Raw genomic sequence first — 15,539 nt, forward strand, 5'->3', positions numbered from 1 at the left:
TAAACCAAGGTTTCCACGAAAACAAACCCTGGCCCTGATAAACATCTTGCTGGCACACTTCATGACTTTTGTCGGGGGAGAAAATCGTGCTAATTGGCTATATCAGGGTGTCAACAAATGAGCAGAACACCAGCTTACAGCGAATGGCTCTTCAGAGTGCAAATTGTGAGCAGATCTTTGAGGATAAAATCAGCGGTAAGGCGACTGACAGGCCGGGGCTGAAAAAGGCTCTGCGCATGCTGCAGGCGGGGGACACGCTGATTGTCTGGAAGCTCGATCGGCTTGGGCGCAGTATGCGACATCTGGTTATGCTGACGGAGCAGCTGCGCGAGCGGGACGTTAATTTTAAAAGTCTGACCGACAGCATTGATACCGCCACGCCAATGGGGCGCTTTTTCTTCCATATCATGGGAGCGTTGGCCGAAATGGAGCGTGAGCTTATCGTTGAGCGCACCCGAGCGGGCCTGGCTGCAGCGCGTGAGCAGGGGCGAATTGGCGGGCGTCGGCCGAAATTAACCCATGCGCAGTGGGAACAGATTGGTCGGTTGATCAAAGCGGGCCACAGCCGCGCGGAAATTGCCCGCATCTACGATGTGTCTGAGAAAACGGTTTATAAATATCATCCGGCGCATGCGCTATGTGGGCGCTGATAGTGAGTTTCTTTCCGTGCGCAGCAGAAATAATAGCGCCCCTTTCCTAAACCAGCTTTTTCACCAGCGCCTCGCTATGCCGGATATGATCCCCGGCCCGCTCGGGATCGCGCTGTACCAGCGCCATAAACAGCAGGTCGGTCAGCGTTAGCTGGGCGGTGGTGGAAGAGATTGCCGCGCTGCGCGTGGTCTGCTCCTCGGCTACCGTATAAAGACAGTGGTTAGCGCGCTGCTGTAGCGTGTTGGGAGTAAAGCCGGTGAAGGCGAGCACGTTCGCCCCGGCGCGCTGGGCTTCCTGGGCCGCGAGGTTGATCTCGCGTCGCTCGCCGGTGTAGGAGATGGCTAACAGCAGATCGCCCGGGCCCAGCGCCTGTACGCTGGCCAGCAGGGCATGCATATCCTGTTCGGCGACCGCGCTCATGCCGATTTTCATCAGCTTCCAGGAGAAATCCTTTGCCACCAGACCCGATGCGCCAATCCCCACCAGCACAATGCGATTGGCTTCCTGCAGCAGCCTCAGCGTCTCAAGCAGCATGGCCTCGCTGTTAATATCCAGCGTTGCGCGAATCGCTGACTGCTTCTCCATCAGCAGCTTTTCTCCCACCGCCTTCAGCGGATCGTCACTCAGGATCAGGTTGTGGACGGTGAGGGCATCTTTACCGGCCAGCGATTCGCTCAGCGCCAGCTTGAGGGCAGGAAAGCCTTTATAGCCCAGCTTTTGCGCGAATTTCACCACGCTTGACTGGCTGACGCCGATCTCCTCCGCCAGCTTCTGTGAGCTGAGATGTCGTGCACGATCCGGCTGGGACAATACAAAATCAGCCACCCGACGCTCATTGAGCGCCAGACTGGGATAGAGCTGACGAATGCGCAGTAGTGAACTCATTGATTTATCTCTCCTGAGAGTAACAATTTCCTGAACGAAAGAGAGTGATAATAGCCTGCCGGTAGCGCTGCGGCACGGTTATCGCATAACATCATTAAAAGTGAGCCCCGATGCCCGACTGCGAATATAATATTCCTTACCAGGTTATATTACTGAATTAAAAATTCACACATGAGCCCGTTATGAATCTTGGTACCCTGATTTCGGAAACACGTAATAGTGAAACAATGGATCTCGACAGCCTCTCAACGCTTGAGATGGTAACGGCATTCAATCAGCAGGATGCAAAGGTGGCGGAAGCCGTCCGTCTGACGCTGCCCCAGGTTGCGCAGGCCGTTGAGGCTGCTGCTGCCGCGTTTAGTGCAGGCGGGCGGCTGATTTATATGGGCGCAGGTACCAGCGGGCGTCTGGGCGTGCTCGATGCCTCTGAGTGCCCGCCAACCTTTGGCGTCCCTCACGGCCAGGTTATTGGGTTGATTGCAGGCGGCCCCGGTGCGCTGCTTAAGGCGGTGGAAGGCGCTGAAGACAGCGAGCAGCTGGGAATTGATGATTTGCAGGCGCTAAACCTGACCTCAGCCGACATGGTTGTTGGGCTGGCCGCCTCTGGCAGAACGCCGTATGTGATAGGGGGATTACGTTTTGCCCGCCAGCTGGGCTGCCGTACGGCGGCGGTTTCCTGTAACCCGGATTCGCCCATTGCCCGAGAGGCTGAAATTGCCATTTCTCCAGTGGTGGGGCCGGAGGCGCTGACCGGCTCAACCCGGCTGAAATCGGGTACGGCGCAGAAGCTGGTGCTGAATATGATCTCTACCGGCGCGATGGTTAAAGTCGGCAAGGTCTATCAGAATTTGATGGTGGATATGCAGGCAACCAACGTTAAGCTGGTCGATCGGGCCTGCCGGATGGTGTGTCAGGCCACCGGCTGTACGGCACAGGAAGCGGAGCATGCGCTAAAGCAGACCCACTTTGAGGTTAAACCCGCCGTGCTGATGGTGCTTACCGGCCTTTCAGCCGCGCAGGCAAGCGCAGGGCTGGCAAAGCATAATGGATTTCTCCGTGCCGCCCTCGGAGATAAAGCGTAAGCGAACGCGCTGGTAACTCAATTGCGGCACAAATAGCGCAACCGTGGTACCTGTTACGCCCGGCTATTTAGCATTAGCGTTCACAATGCAGAGTGACAGCAGCTACGGCAGGGCATCGCGTTGGCGTTCATCATTATCGCTGCTAAGGTATGAGTATCGTGCACGGCACAAAGTACAGAATTTAATGATATCCAGGGAGTAATGTTTGATAACCGGTCAGCAACGACGCGTAGTTTTTTTCGATCTTGATGGCACGCTGCATCAGCAGGATATGTTTGGCACCTTTATGCGCTACCTGCTGTGGCGGCAACCGCTCAACCTGCTACTGGTAGTGCCGCTGCTGCCGGTCATCGGTGCTGGCCTGCTGATCAGCGGGCGGGCGGCGCGCTGGCCTATGAGCCTGCTGCTATGGTCGATCACCTTTGGCCACACCGAAGCCCGGCTCTGTGCCCGGGAAAAAACCTTTGCCACCTGGTTTCGCCAGCGCGTCACGGCTTTTCCCGTCGTGCAGCAGCGCCTGACCGACTATCTCAACAGTTCCGACGCCGACGTCTGGCTGATCACCGGTTCCCCACAGCCGCTGGTAGAGCAGGTCTATTTCGACTCGGCCTTTCTGCCGAAAGTGAAGCTGATTGCCAGCCAGATGCGTCGCGGTTACGGTGGTCGCCTGCTGGCAATGCGCTGTCTGGGTCATGAAAAAGTCGCGCAGCTTGAGGAGCAGATCGGTACGCCTCTGCAACTTTATAGCGGCTACAGCGACAGCAAGCAGGATAACCCGCTGCTGTTTTTCTGCCAGCACCGCTGGCGGGTGACGCCGCAGGGACAGCTCCAGCAGCTGGAATAGTCTTCTCTTCCCGCCCGCCCGACCGTCTCTTCTCACGACGCCTGATGCCTGCAGATATGTTATTTCAGGGGCAGGCGTATATAATGCCCGGCGTTTTAAGCTGGAGACTCAGGTGAATACGACCACAGACGACGAATTCTGGATGGACCATGCGTTAATGCTGGCGCGTCGGGCATGGGAAGAGGGCGAGGTGCCCGTCGGGGCCGTTCTGGTGCAGAATGGTCAGATTATTGGTGAGGGCTGGAATCGGCCCATTGGTCATCACGATCCTACCGCGCATGCGGAAATTATGGCCATCAGGCAGGGCGGTATTGCGCTGAAAAACTATCGGCTCTGTGATACGACCCTTTACGTCACGCTTGAACCCTGCGTGATGTGCGCGGGCGCGATGGTCCATGGCCGTATCGACCGACTGGTATTTGGAGCCAAAGATCAGAAAACCGGCGCGGCCGGTTCGCTGATGGATGTACTGGGCCATCCCGGCATGAATCATCAGCTGAAAGTTGAGCAGGGGATCCGGGCGGAAGCCTGTGCTTCCCTGCTTAGCGACTTCTTCCGCCAGCGGCGTGCCGAGAAGAAAGCGCAGCGCGAGTTAGCGCGGCAACAGGCTTCCGGCGATAAAACGGGCTAAACAACGGCGCGTCATACCGCTCCACCACCGCACAATATCAGCCCATCAGCCCATCAGCCCATCAGTTCAGCGCGATCTGCGGTTCCACCGCCGGATAGGCGTGGCCCAGCTGCGCCTCAAGTGCGGCCTGCTGGGCCAGCCTGCGCTCCTGCTCTTGTAAATATCCCGCCAGGCTGAGCTGGTAAATACGGATATTCTCCACGTAGTTATAGGCCTCCTGCCCGCGCGCATAGCCATAGCTGGTCTGGCTGTAATAGCGTTTCTGGCTGAGCATCGGCAGGCGCAGCTTCACGTCGGCCCAGCTATCCGGGTTGCCATTCTGCTTCTGCGTCAGCGTTCGCGCGTCCAGCATATGGGCATAGCCCATATTATAGGCCGCCAGCGCAAACCAGATCCGCTCATCTTCCGGGATCGTCTGCGGGATCTTTTCCATCATTCTTGTCAGGTATTCACTGCCGCCGCGAATACTTTGCTCCGGGTCGGTACGATCGCTGACCGACAGGCTCTCTGCCGTATTGCGCGTCAGCATCATCATGCCGCGTACGCCGGTAGGGGAGGTTGCCTGCGGGTTCCAGTGTGACTCCTGCCAGGAGATCGCGGCGAGCAGGCGCCAGTCGATGGCGCTGGCGTACTTTTCAAACAGCGGGCGAATGGCGGGCAGCGTGCCATCAATGGCGCGCAGGAAGGTGCGCGTATCAACATAGTCGAAGGTGCCGACATGTCCGAGATACTTCTCCTCCAGCCGTGCCATCGCCCCCTCTTCAGCCATCGCATTGAAGTAATCAAGCATCGCCGCATCCAGGCTGTCATCGCGGTCACGCTGAATATACCAGGTGACCGGCTCCTCTTCCGTGATATCAAACGCCACCGCCAGCTGCGGGTGGATCCGCTGGAGCAGGGCAATGGAGACGGAATCGCCCACGGTATAATCAAGTTTGCCGTCAGCGACCGCTTCCAGCAGCGTGCTGGGACTCTGATCGGTGGAGATGGCCCAGTCGAGATGCGGATACTGCGCCTGCTTCATGTTTCGCAGCGTAGAGAGATAAGCAGAATCGGAGGCCACCGTCAGGCGCCCCTTCAGGTCTGCCAGACTTTTAGGGCGCGGTTGACCCATACGGTAAACCAGCTGCTGTGAAACGGAGTAATAGGCGGGTCCGGTACGAAAGTGTTTCAACCGGTCGCTGCTATAAATCAGTCCCGCCGCCAGCACGTCAGCCCGATCGTCGTCCAGGTCGTCAAACAGCTCACTCAAATTCTGACGAACGGTTACCTGCAGCTTAACGCCCAGATAGCGGGCAAAACGTTTCGCCAGCTCGTAATCCATACCGGCCGGTGCTTTATTGATGGTGTAGTAAGTCAGCGGGGAATTTAGCGTGCTGACACGCAGAACGCCCCGCGATTTTATCTGCTCAATACGGTCCTGCGACCCCCCATGCCAGGGGATCGCAGGCCACAGTGCCAGCGCGAGCAGCACGGTGATTAGCCCGATGAAAAGATAATTAAATTTTAGGTGTTTCAAATAGTTATCTCTCTAATTCGCTCAGGTTTCTGCCTTTAGCGGCAGTATATGTTGTTTGTATTGGCTCCCGAGCGTGGGGCATTTTGCGCAACTCATGTCCCTTGCGCAACAGAATTAATATGGAATTGGGTGATTTTCAGCCAATTCCGCAGGTCGATATATTCTGCGCAAACGGTTTCGTAAAGGGCGGGGATTCTCTATAATGGCCCCCGTTTTCCCTGTTGCGCCCAAAGAAGCGTCGCCCGGCGCTTCGAAGACGAGAGATCTTTGATGATGGAAATTCTGCGTGGTTCGCCCGCTCTGTCGGCATTTCGTATTAACAAACTGCTGGCCCGCTTTCAGGACGCTCACCTGCCGGTGAGTGATATATACGCTGAGTACGTCCATTTCGCCGATGTCAGCGCGCCCCTAAATGCAGAAGACAAGGTTCGCCTGCAGCGCCTGCTGAAATATGGCCCCTCTCTCGCCGAACACACCCCCGAAGGGCGCCTGCTGCTGGTAACGCCTCGTCCCGGCACGCTCTCACCCTGGTCGTCAAAAGCGACCGATATCGCCCATAACTGCAGTCTGCCGCAGGTCAGGCGTCTTGAGCGGGGGCTGGCTTTTTACATTAAAGGCCCGTCATTGACCTCCGCACACTGGTCGCAGTTGGGTATGATGCTGCACGACCGGATGGTGGAAGTGGTGCTGACTGAGCTGAGCCAGGCTGAACAACTTTTTGTTCAGCACGAACCTGCGCCACTCCAGAGCGTCGATGCGCTGGGCGAAGGGCGTAGCGCCCTGGAGCAGGCCAACCGCAGGCTGGGCCTGGCGCTGGCAGAGGATGAAATCGATTACCTGCTTAGCGCATTTCAGACCCTCGGGCGCAATCCAAACGACATTGAACTCTATATGTTTGCTCAGGCAAACTCCGAGCACTGCCGCCATAAAATCTTCAACGCCGACTGGATCATTGACGGTGAGCAGCAGCCAAAATCGCTGTTCAAAATGATCAAGAATACCTTCGAGAAAACGCCTGACTACGTGCTGTCTGCCTATAAAGATAACGCGGCGGTAATGGAAGGCTCGACGGTAGGTCGCTTCTACGCCGACGCCGAGCGGCATCAGTACGACTTTCATCAGGAACAGACCGACATCTTGATGAAGGTGGAGACGCACAACCACCCTACGGCAATCTCCCCCTGGCCGGGCGCCGCGACCGGTTCCGGCGGTGAAATTCGCGATGAGGGTGCGACAGGCCGCGGTGCTAAACCGAAGGCGGGGCTGGTGGGCTTCTCCGTCTCCAACCTGCGCATTCCAGGCTTTGAACAGCCGTGGGAAGAAGATTTCGGCAAGCCGGAACGCATCGTCACGGCGCTGGATATCATGACGGATGGCCCGCTGGGCGGCGCGGCATTCAATAATGAATTTGGACGTCCGGCGCTGAATGGCTACTTCCGCACCTATGAAGAAGAGGTAAACAGCCACAACGGCATTGAGCTGCGTGGCTACCACAAGCCGATTATGCTGGCGGGTGGCATGGGGAATATCCGCGCCGACCACGTACAGAAGGGTGAAATTACCGTGGGCGCGAAGCTGATCGTTCTCGGTGGCCCGGCGATGAATATCGGCCTGGGCGGCGGCGCAGCCTCCTCTATGGCGTCAGGGCAGTCTGATGCCGATCTGGACTTCGCCTCGGTACAGCGTGACAACCCGGAAATGGAGCGTCGCTGTCAGGAAGTGATCGATCGCTGCTGGCAGCTGGGCGAGGACAACCCGATTCAGTTTATCCACGATGTGGGCGCGGGCGGCCTGTCAAACGCCATGCCGGAACTGGTTAGCGACGGCGGTCGTGGCGGTCGCTTCAACCTCCGCGACATCCTCAGCGATGAGCCGGGAATGAGCCCGCTGGAGGTATGGTGTAACGAATCGCAGGAGCGCTACGTGCTCTCCGTTTCGCCGGATAAGCTGGCGCAGTTTGATGCCCTGTGTAAGCGTGAACGCGCACCGTACGCGGTAATTGGTGAAGCGACCGAAGAGCTGCATCTGGCACTTTCCGACAGTCACTTCAACACGCAGCCTATTGATATGCCGCTGGACGTGCTGCTGGGCAAAACGCCAAAAATGACCCGCGACGTCAGTACGCTGAAAGCGGTGGGTGAGCCGCTGGATCGCCACGATATTACCCTGGCCGAGGCGGTCAGGCGTGTGCTTCATCTGCCGTCCGTGGCGGAAAAAACCTTTTTGATAACTATCGGTGACCGCTCGGTGACCGGGATGGTGGCTCGCGACCAGATGGTTGGTCCCTGGCAGATCCCGGTGGCTAACTGCGCCGTGACCACCGCCAGCCTCGACAGCTACTACGGTGAGGCGATGGCGCTGGGTGAGCGTGCGCCGGTTGCCCTGCTGGATTTTGCTGCTTCCGGTCGCCTCGCGGTGGGGGAAGCCCTGACCAACATTGCCGCCACGCAGATCGGTTCGCTGAAGCGTATCAAACTTTCCGCCAACTGGATGGCGGCGGCGGGTCACCCGGGTGAAGATGCCGGTCTGTACGAAGCGGTTAAGGCGGTAGGCGAGGAGCTTTGTCCGGCGCTGGGCATTACTATCCCGGTCGGCAAAGACTCCATGTCGATGAAAACCCGCTGGAAGCAGGGCAACGAACAGCGCGAAATGACCTCGCCTCTGTCGCTGGTGATCACCGCCTTCGCCCGCGTCGAGGATGTCCGCCGTACCGTGACGCCGCAGCTGCAACCCGGGCAGGATAACGCGCTGCTGCTTATCGACCTGGGTAAGGGGAATAACGCGCTGGGGGCGACCGCGCTGACGCAGGTTTATCGCCAGCTGGGCGACAAACCCGCGGATGTGCGCGATGCCAAACAGCTGGCGGGCTTCTTTAACGCCATCCAGACGCTGGTGGCCGCGGGCAAACTGCTGGCCTACCACGACCGTTCAGACGGTGGCCTGCTGGTCACGCTGGCAGAGATGGCGTTTACCGGCCACTGTGGACTCCAGGTCGATATTGCCACGCTGGGCGATGATGCGCTGGCAGCGCTGTTCAACGAAGAGCTGGGCGCGGTTATTCAGATTGCCGCCGCCGATCGCGCTCAGGTTGAGCAGGCCTTTGCGGATAACGGCCTGGCCGACTGCGTTCACGTCCTTGGCAGGGCACAGGAAGGGGATCGTTTTGTTATCACCTCGGGCGAATCTGCGGTTTACAGCGAGAGCCGCACCCAGCTGCGCACCTGGTGGGCAGAAACCACCTGGCAGATGCAGCGACTGCGCGATAACCCGGACTGTGCCGATCAGGAGCATGAAGCGAAGAAAAACAGTCGCGATCCGGGTCTCAACGTCGCGCTGACGTTCAGGCCGGAAGAGGACGTTGCCGCACCGTTTATCGCCACCGGCGCGCGGCCAAAAGTGGCCGTTCTGCGCGAGCAGGGCGTTAACTCTCACGTTGAAATGGCGGCGGCTTTCCATCGGGCAGGCTTCGATGCCGTTGACGTGCATATGAGTGACCTGCTGGCGGGGCGCACCGATCTGCAACGTTTCCAGACGCTGGTCGCCTGCGGCGGTTTCTCCTATGGCGACGTGCTGGGCGCGGGTGAAGGATGGGCGAAATCCATCCTGTTCAATACTCGCGTGCGTGACGCATTTGAAGAGTTCTTCCACCGCCCGCAAACGCTGGCGCTGGGAGTGTGTAACGGCTGTCAGATGATGTCCAATCTGCATGAGCTGATCCCGGGTAGTGACGCCTGGCCACGCTTCGTGCGTAATCAGTCTGAACGGTTTGAAGCGCGCTTCAGCCTGGTAGAAGTGGCTGCCAGCCCGTCGCTACTGCTGGACGGCATGGTGGGGGCGCGTATGCCAATTGCCGTCTCTCACGGTGAAGGTTTCGTGGAGGTGCGGGATGCGGCCCATCTGGCGAAGATTGAGCATCAGGGGCTGGTGGCGCTGCGCTTTGTCGATAACGCGGGCAACGTCACTCAGCAGTATCCGGCGAACCCAAATGGATCGCCGAACGGCATTACCGCGCTGACCAACGAAAGTGGGCGGGTGACGATAATGATGCCGCACCCTGAGCGCGTATTCCGTACGGTGAGTAACTCGTGGCATCCGGCGGAGTGGGGCGAAGACAGCCCGTGGATGCGTATTTTCCGCAATGCGCGCAAGCAGCTGGGTTAATCGCTGTAGCCGGAAGCCTGCACGTGCTGCGTGCTGCTTCCGGCCTCTTACCGGCCCTTATCACGCCTTTACGGCATTTCATATACACGGTATTCCAGAGTAAGATCGCAACCGTCAACAGCGTCAGTTCGCTGGCGCGATAGCTCTGATGTGCTGGCTTTAGGGTCTTTCAAAAAAAGACGAAAGTTGATTTTCAGTAGTTATGAGCTAATTTTACCAAAAACGCCATTTCTTCCGCCGTTTTTTGTCTTAACAGATTTAAATCAATACCCCCAAACTTTCTCATGAAAACCTGATCGGTTAGTCTTGAATTTACGATATTTTTCAATTTATTTTTTTCATCCCGAGATTGCGAATAAGAAGATAATCTCTCAATCCGTTCTGATAAAGACTTATTGTTATACAGTATCTGTGAGATGCTACTTTGCGTACATTTCGGATCTAATTTCACCGCGCCAAGCCTCGATGATACTTTAAGAAAAATATCATCTCTCTGTTTATTGTTTATAATGTTACCCTGTTGTTCACATGCTGCATCGATAGTTTTATTAACCTCGGAGGATAAAATACTTATCGTTTCCTCCTTAAACCACTCTGTTTTTCTACTGCCTTTAAGTGCTTTATCTATTACTGAGTATAGATCTTTACTTTCAAATCTTTCCTTTTTTCCTTTAAAAGAGAAAGTAATAACTTCATTGTTTATCTTTAAAAGATTCCCGATAAATCCGTATTTTTTCTCAGAGCGAACCTCCAGGTTGCTGATTTTTCTGCTGCATATTTTTTTTACCAAAAAAGATGACACTCTCGAAATATTAGAAATCATATATACACCTCAAAATTTCAAATACGAATTAGAGCATAAATTAAAATTTTTTTTTATAAAAAAACGCTCTTACTCGGGGGCTGAAACCCAATCGAACGAAAACGGGCACTGTTGCGAAGATCCCTGCGTCGTAACAGCAAAGCGGCATATCGGTTTCTGGGACAGATGACGAAGGCAGGTATGCCAGGAAGAGAGGGTATTGACTGAAAACCCGACAAGCCACAGGGCCGCTCGCCCCGAGTCTGATTTATTCAACAAAGCTATCTTAATGGCCAGGATCCAATCTAAACGTACTACAATTTTCGATATCCATACTGACCCCTCAGAGCCTCAGCGCGTTGGGGGCGCTTTCCTGTCAGGAGCGCATATGCGTTAGGATGCATGGCGTAAGTGTTACAGATAAACGACAGGACTCTAAATACCTGTCTTCAACTGGAGACATTTAACTTTATGTTTTATAGGTAATACTGTAATAAGCGTTAAAAATGTTGCCCGATAGCGACACTTTGATTCTCAAAGGTGACGTTTTTGTTGCTTAGAAAACAAGTAATGCTATTCAGATTGCTGAAAAACATGGATATTAAATAAAAAATTCAGATATGGCACGATAATTGCTATTACACTGCCAGTGGCTCATTCACCTCGTTACGACAGCCCTGCGAAAGCGGACAAGCGCTTCATAACACATCGAATGACGCACAATACGGTGCCTGCCGTCCACCAAACCGATAACAGTCCACTCTGTGGCTTTATCAAATTTCGGACGCAACGTTGAGTTAGGCACCACCTATTTCAGGGAGCGCACGCTTCCGGGCAAATGGCAGATTCCCTGAATCTGCCATTTTTCGTTTTGATAACAGCACTTCCCTCCCGCCTCCAGGTCAGCTAGCATCCAGACGTTGCGTTTTGTGAGGGTATTCCGTGAAAAAATGGCGTCTGTTCCCCCGCTCCCTTCGCCAGCTGGTGCTGATGGCGTTTCTGCTGGTGCTGCTTCCTCTGCTGGTATTGGCCTGGCAGGCCTGGGAAAGTCTGTCTGCTTTGAGCGATCGCGCGGCAGAAACCAACCGTACCACCCTCACCGACGTTCGCCGCAGTGAAGCAATGGCACGCACCGCGCTGGAACTGGAGCGCAGCTACCGGCAATACTGCGTGCTCGACGATCCGATGCTGGCCAGGCTTTATCAGACCCAGCGGGCTAAGTATGCACGGATGCTGGATGCACACGGATCCGTGCTGCCGGACGTGCGCATCTACGATGCGCTGCGGCAGGGGCTGGTGCAGCTGAGTGATATCACCTGCGACAACAGTAGCCCGGTCAAAGCCGCCTCCGACGGGCTGGAAGCCTTCTCCGCCGCCAATACCCAGCTGGTTCAGTCCACGCGGGAAGTGGTGTTCTCTCGCGGGTTGCAGCTTCAGCGGGAAATTGCCGAGCGGGGGCAGTATTTTGGCTGGCAGGCGCTGATCCTCTTTCTGCTCAGCCTCGGCCTGGTTCTGCTCTTCACCCGCATGATTATCGGGCCGGTCAAGGCGGTGGAGCGAATGATCAACCGTCTTGGCGAGGGCAAACCGCCTGGCTATAACCTCGCCGCAAAGGGGCCTCGAGAGCTACGTTCGCTGGGCCAACGCATTCTCTGGCTGAGTGAGCGGCTGGCCTGGCTGGAATCCCAGCGACATGAGTTTCTGCGTCATATCTCCCATGAACTGAAAACGCCCCTGGCCAGCATGCGTGAAGGTACGGCCCTGCTGGCTGATGAGATAGCCGGGCCGCTAACGCCGGATCAGCATGAGGTGGTGGGCATTCTTGACGAAAGCAGCCGCCATCTCCAGCGGCTGATTGAACAGCTGCTGGACTATAATCGCAAACTTTCAGATGCACCGGTAGAACGGACCCCGGTGGCCCTTGCTCCCCTTGTGGACGCGGTCATCGCCACGCACAGCCTGACGGCGCGCGCCAAGGCGATGCGTACCGAAATTAACCTTGCCGAAGCGAGCTGCCTTGCCGAACCTGCATTACTGATGCGTGCGATTGATAATCTTTACTCGAATGCAATACATTATGGCAGTGAATCCGGTACCATCTGGATCCGCAGCCGTCGGCAGGGCGGCAGGGTGCTGGTGGAGGTGGCGAACACCGGAACGCCGATCCCCGCCGCCGAGCAGGCGATGATATTTGAACCCTTCTATCAGGGTAGCCTCCAGCGTAAAGGCGCCGTGAAAGGCAGTGGCCTGGGCCTGAGCATCGCCAAAGACTCCATCCATCGGCTGGGAGGAGAACTCCAGCTGGTGGAAAGCAATGCGGCTGATGTTTGCTTTCGTATCGAACTTAACACCCTCTCAGGGAACGAAAAATAATGAAATCATCCCGCCTTTTTTCAGCCATGCGATCTGCCCCCTGCGCCAGGGTAGCACTGACGATACTGCTGGCAACGGCGTTGACGGCCTGTGTTAATAAAGCAGCCGATCCGGGCGTCAGTAATATGCATTCACTGCCCGAACCAGAAATCAAAGTGGTTAACTATTCGCTGGTGGCCTGCGAAGAGATCTGGGACGTGCCGGATAACAAAGTCATGGACAGCAGTCTCTACTGGCTAAGAGCCATCGACTGTGCGGTAAGGTTATCACCTGCGGAGGCACGCGCGCAGGCCAGACTCTGGCCGGCAGATGACTGGCAGAGCGCGTTTAAGCAGGCGATGCTGATGGATAATGGCAACGAAACGCCGGTGGAGAGGCGGCAGTATTTGCAGCGGCTGGATGGGTTTATCGGCGATTATCCTGTTCCCCTGCGACCGCTAATACAGCTCTGGCGCGATAACCAGCTGGCGCAGCTCCAGCTGTCCGAAGCGCGCACGCGGTATCATCATCTGCAACAAAGCAGCGATGCCCAGCTTGATGCCCTGCGCCAGCAGTTGATTGCCCAGAATAAAGAGCTGGTGCTGGTCCGCCGCAAGCTGCAAACGCTGACCGATATTGAGCGACAGCTCTCCTCGCGCCGCTCGCCTGATACCTCAGATAACGGCCACATTGATAAAAATGGCGCCGCACAGGGCGATAGTGTCGCAGTGCCGGATAACACAACCCAGGATGCCCCGCAGCCATGATAAAAAAATCGGCGAATCTGCTGCTGGTGGATGATGATCCCAGCCTGCTCAAACTGCTAGGCATGCGGCTGACCAGCGAGGGCTTTAGCGTCTGTACCGCAGCCAGCGGGCCTGAAGCGCTGAAAATGCTGCTGAAAGAGCGAATCGATCTGGTCATCAGCGATCTGCGCATGGATGAGATGGACGGCCTTGCGCTGTTCAGTGAAATCCAGCAGCAGCAGCCGGGCATGCCGGTGATCATCCTGACGGCGCATGGCTCCATTCCCGATGCCGTTTCCGCTACCCAGCAGGGAGTGTTCGGCTTTCTGACCAAACCGGTGGATCGCGACGCCCTCTATAGCGCCATCGATCAGGCACTCGCACACCGTGCGCCCGCCGGAGACGAAAGCTGGCGCGAGGGCATTGTGACCCGCAGCCCGCTGATGCTCCGTCTGCTGGAACAGGCGCGGATGGTAGCCCAGTCGGACGTCAGCGTGCTGATCAACGGGCAGAGCGGCACCGGCAAAGAGATTCTGGCGCAGGCTATTCATGCTGCCAGTCCACGCGCGAACAAGGCTTTTATCGCCATCAACTGCGGCGCACTGCCGGAGCAGCTGCTGGAGTCGGAACTTTTTGGTCATGCGAAAGGGGCCTTTACCGGCGCGGTCAGCAGCCGCGAGGGGCTGTTCCAGGCTGCGGAGGGAGGAACGCTGTTTCTGGATGAGATCGGTGATATGCCACCGGCGTTGCAGGTAAAACTCCTGCGGGTGATCCAGGAGCGTAAAGTGCGGCCGCTGGGCAGTAACCGCGATCTGGATATCAACGTGCGGATTATTTCCGCCACGCATCGCGATTTGCCTAAGGCCATGGAGAAAAAGGAGTTCCGCGAGGATCTCTTTTACCGGCTGAATGTGGTAAACCTTAAGATCCCCACGCTTCAGGAGCGGGCGGAGGATATTCCGCTGCTGGCAAACTATTTGCTTAAACAGTCTGCTGAACGCCATAAACCCTCGGTACGCCGGTTCTCCACCGAGGCGATGAAGCGGCTGATGGCCGCCAGCTGGCCAGGCAATGTCCGCCAGCTGGTTAACGTGATCGAGCAATGCGTGGCGCTAAGCACGGCTCCGGTCATCGGCGAGGCACTGGTTGAACAGGCGCTGGTGGGGGAAAATACCGCACTGCCCACCTTTGCGGAAGCCAGAAATCAGTTCGAGCTTAACTACTTAAGAAAGATTCTACAGATGACCAAAGGCAATGTGACTCACGCCGCCCGACTGGCGGGGCGTAACCGCACTGAGTTTTATAAGCTGCTGTCGCGGCACGAGCTGGATGCCTCAGACTTTAAGGAATAGTATTTTCCGTGCCGCTACCCCGGTGGGATATGGTAGCGTAGCATGCCGAAAAGAGACGGACCGCGCGGCGGTATCTGTCCGCTGCACATATACTGAATAGAAATTGCCCTCCCGGATGGGGGGACTGAAAAGGGTCTGCCATGAAAAAGATTGATGCCATTATCAAACCGTTCAAACTCGACGACGTGCGCGAAGCGCTGGCCGAGGTGGGTATTACCGGAATGACCGTGACTGAAGTGAAAGGGTTTGGCCGCCAGAAGGGTCATACCGAGCTTTATCGCGGTGCCGAGTATATGGTCGATTTCCTGCCGAAGGTGAAGATTGAAATCGTGATTGCTGATGATATCGTCGACACCTGCGTGGACACCATTATGCGCACCGCGCATACAGGTAAAATCGGTGACGGCAAGATTTTTGTTTTCGACGTGGCGCGCGTGGTGCGTATTCGCACCGGCGAAGAAGACGAAGAGGCGATCTGAGTCCCTGCCTTGCCGCCGGAGCGTTCGCCGCCCAT

At 56.4% G+C, this 15,539-nt stretch carries 12 protein-coding genes; 9 read left to right on the plus strand and 3 right to left on the minus strand.

The features are described from left to right. Positions 1-86: 86 nt before the first annotated feature. Positions 87-650, plus strand: coding sequence for a recombinase family protein (locus A1830_RS15120; protein ID WP_067708239.1), 564 nt, complete (start codon positions 87-89; stop codon positions 648-650). A gap of 46 nt (positions 651-696) precedes the next feature. Here A1830_RS15120 and A1830_RS15125 read toward each other — a convergent pair whose 3' ends face one another. Beyond that, positions 697-1,536, minus strand: coding sequence for a MurR/RpiR family transcriptional regulator (locus A1830_RS15125; protein WP_067707914.1), 840 nt, complete (start codon positions 1,534-1,536; stop codon positions 697-699). Positions 1,537-1,718: 182 nt separating this feature from the next. On the opposite strand from A1830_RS15125, the gene murQ reads away from it, so the two are divergent. From murQ to tadA, 3 genes are all read left to right on the plus strand, one after another. Beyond that, on the plus strand, positions 1,719-2,618 hold the full coding sequence (gene murQ, locus A1830_RS15130) for an N-acetylmuramic acid 6-phosphate etherase (protein ID WP_067707917.1): 900 nt from the start codon (positions 1,719-1,721) through the stop codon (positions 2,616-2,618). Positions 2,619-2,823: 205 nt separating this feature from the next. Next, on the plus strand, positions 2,824-3,462 hold the full coding sequence (yfhb, locus tag A1830_RS15135; protein WP_067707921.1) for a phosphatidylglycerophosphatase C: 639 nt from the start codon (positions 2,824-2,826) through the stop codon (positions 3,460-3,462). A gap of 112 nt (positions 3,463-3,574) precedes the next feature. After that, on the plus strand, positions 3,575-4,093 hold the full coding sequence (gene tadA / locus A1830_RS15140) for a tRNA adenosine(34) deaminase TadA (RefSeq protein ID WP_255362090.1): 519 nt from the start codon (positions 3,575-3,577) through the stop codon (positions 4,091-4,093). A 61-nt stretch (positions 4,094-4,154) separates the two neighbouring features. On the opposite strand, the gene mltF is transcribed toward tadA, so the two are convergent. After that, positions 4,155-5,612, minus strand: a complete 1,458-nt coding sequence (mltF, locus tag A1830_RS15145; protein ID WP_067707925.1) for a membrane-bound lytic murein transglycosylase MltF — start codon at positions 5,610-5,612, stop codon at positions 4,155-4,157. A gap of 270 nt (positions 5,613-5,882) precedes the next feature. Here mltF and purL point away from each other — a divergent pair, with 270 nt between their 5' ends. Further along, positions 5,883-9,773 carry a phosphoribosylformylglycinamidine synthase gene (gene purL / locus A1830_RS15150; protein ID WP_067707929.1) on the plus strand — a complete coding sequence of 1,297 codons (3,891 nt, stop codon included), beginning with the start codon at positions 5,883-5,885 and terminating at the stop codon, positions 9,771-9,773. Positions 9,774-9,966: 193 nt separating this feature from the next. Here the strand turns inward: purL and A1830_RS15155 are convergent, their stop codons facing one another. Further along, positions 9,967-10,596 carry a type III secrection system effector, WxxxE family gene (locus A1830_RS15155; RefSeq protein ID WP_067707932.1) on the minus strand — a complete coding sequence of 210 codons (630 nt, stop codon included), beginning with the start codon at positions 10,594-10,596 and terminating at the stop codon, positions 9,967-9,969. Positions 10,597-11,517: 921 nt separating this feature from the next. Between A1830_RS15155 and A1830_RS15160 the strand changes: the two genes are divergently transcribed. The 4 genes from A1830_RS15160 to glnB all read left to right on the plus strand — a co-directional run bounded on the left by A1830_RS15160 (position 11,518) and on the right by glnB (position 15,504). Further along, a complete protein-coding gene (locus tag A1830_RS15160; RefSeq protein ID WP_067707935.1) occupies positions 11,518-12,948 on the plus strand; it encodes a sensor histidine kinase in 1,431 nt (476 codons plus the stop codon). Continuing rightward, positions 12,948-13,694, plus strand: a complete 747-nt coding sequence (qseG, locus tag A1830_RS15165; RefSeq protein WP_067707937.1) for a two-component system QseEF-associated lipoprotein QseG — start codon at positions 12,948-12,950, stop codon at positions 13,692-13,694. Before A1830_RS15160 ends, qseG begins: the two co-directional genes overlap by 1 nt. Further along, positions 13,691-15,025 (plus strand): two-component system response regulator GlrR, encoded by a 1,335-nt coding sequence (gene glrR / locus A1830_RS15170; RefSeq protein WP_067707940.1) that lies wholly within the window; start codon positions 13,691-13,693, stop codon positions 15,023-15,025. The genes qseG and glrR overlap by 4 nt, the downstream gene beginning before the upstream one ends. Before the next feature lie 140 nt (positions 15,026-15,165). After that, a complete protein-coding gene (gene glnB / locus A1830_RS15175) occupies positions 15,166-15,504 on the plus strand; it encodes a nitrogen regulatory protein P-II (RefSeq protein WP_067707944.1) in 339 nt (112 codons plus the stop codon). The last annotated feature ends 35 nt before the right edge of the window (positions 15,505-15,539 follow it).

Source organism: Erwinia sp. ErVv1 (assembly GCF_900068895.1).
Taxonomy (GTDB): domain Bacteria; phylum Pseudomonadota; class Gammaproteobacteria; order Enterobacterales; family Enterobacteriaceae; genus Erwinia.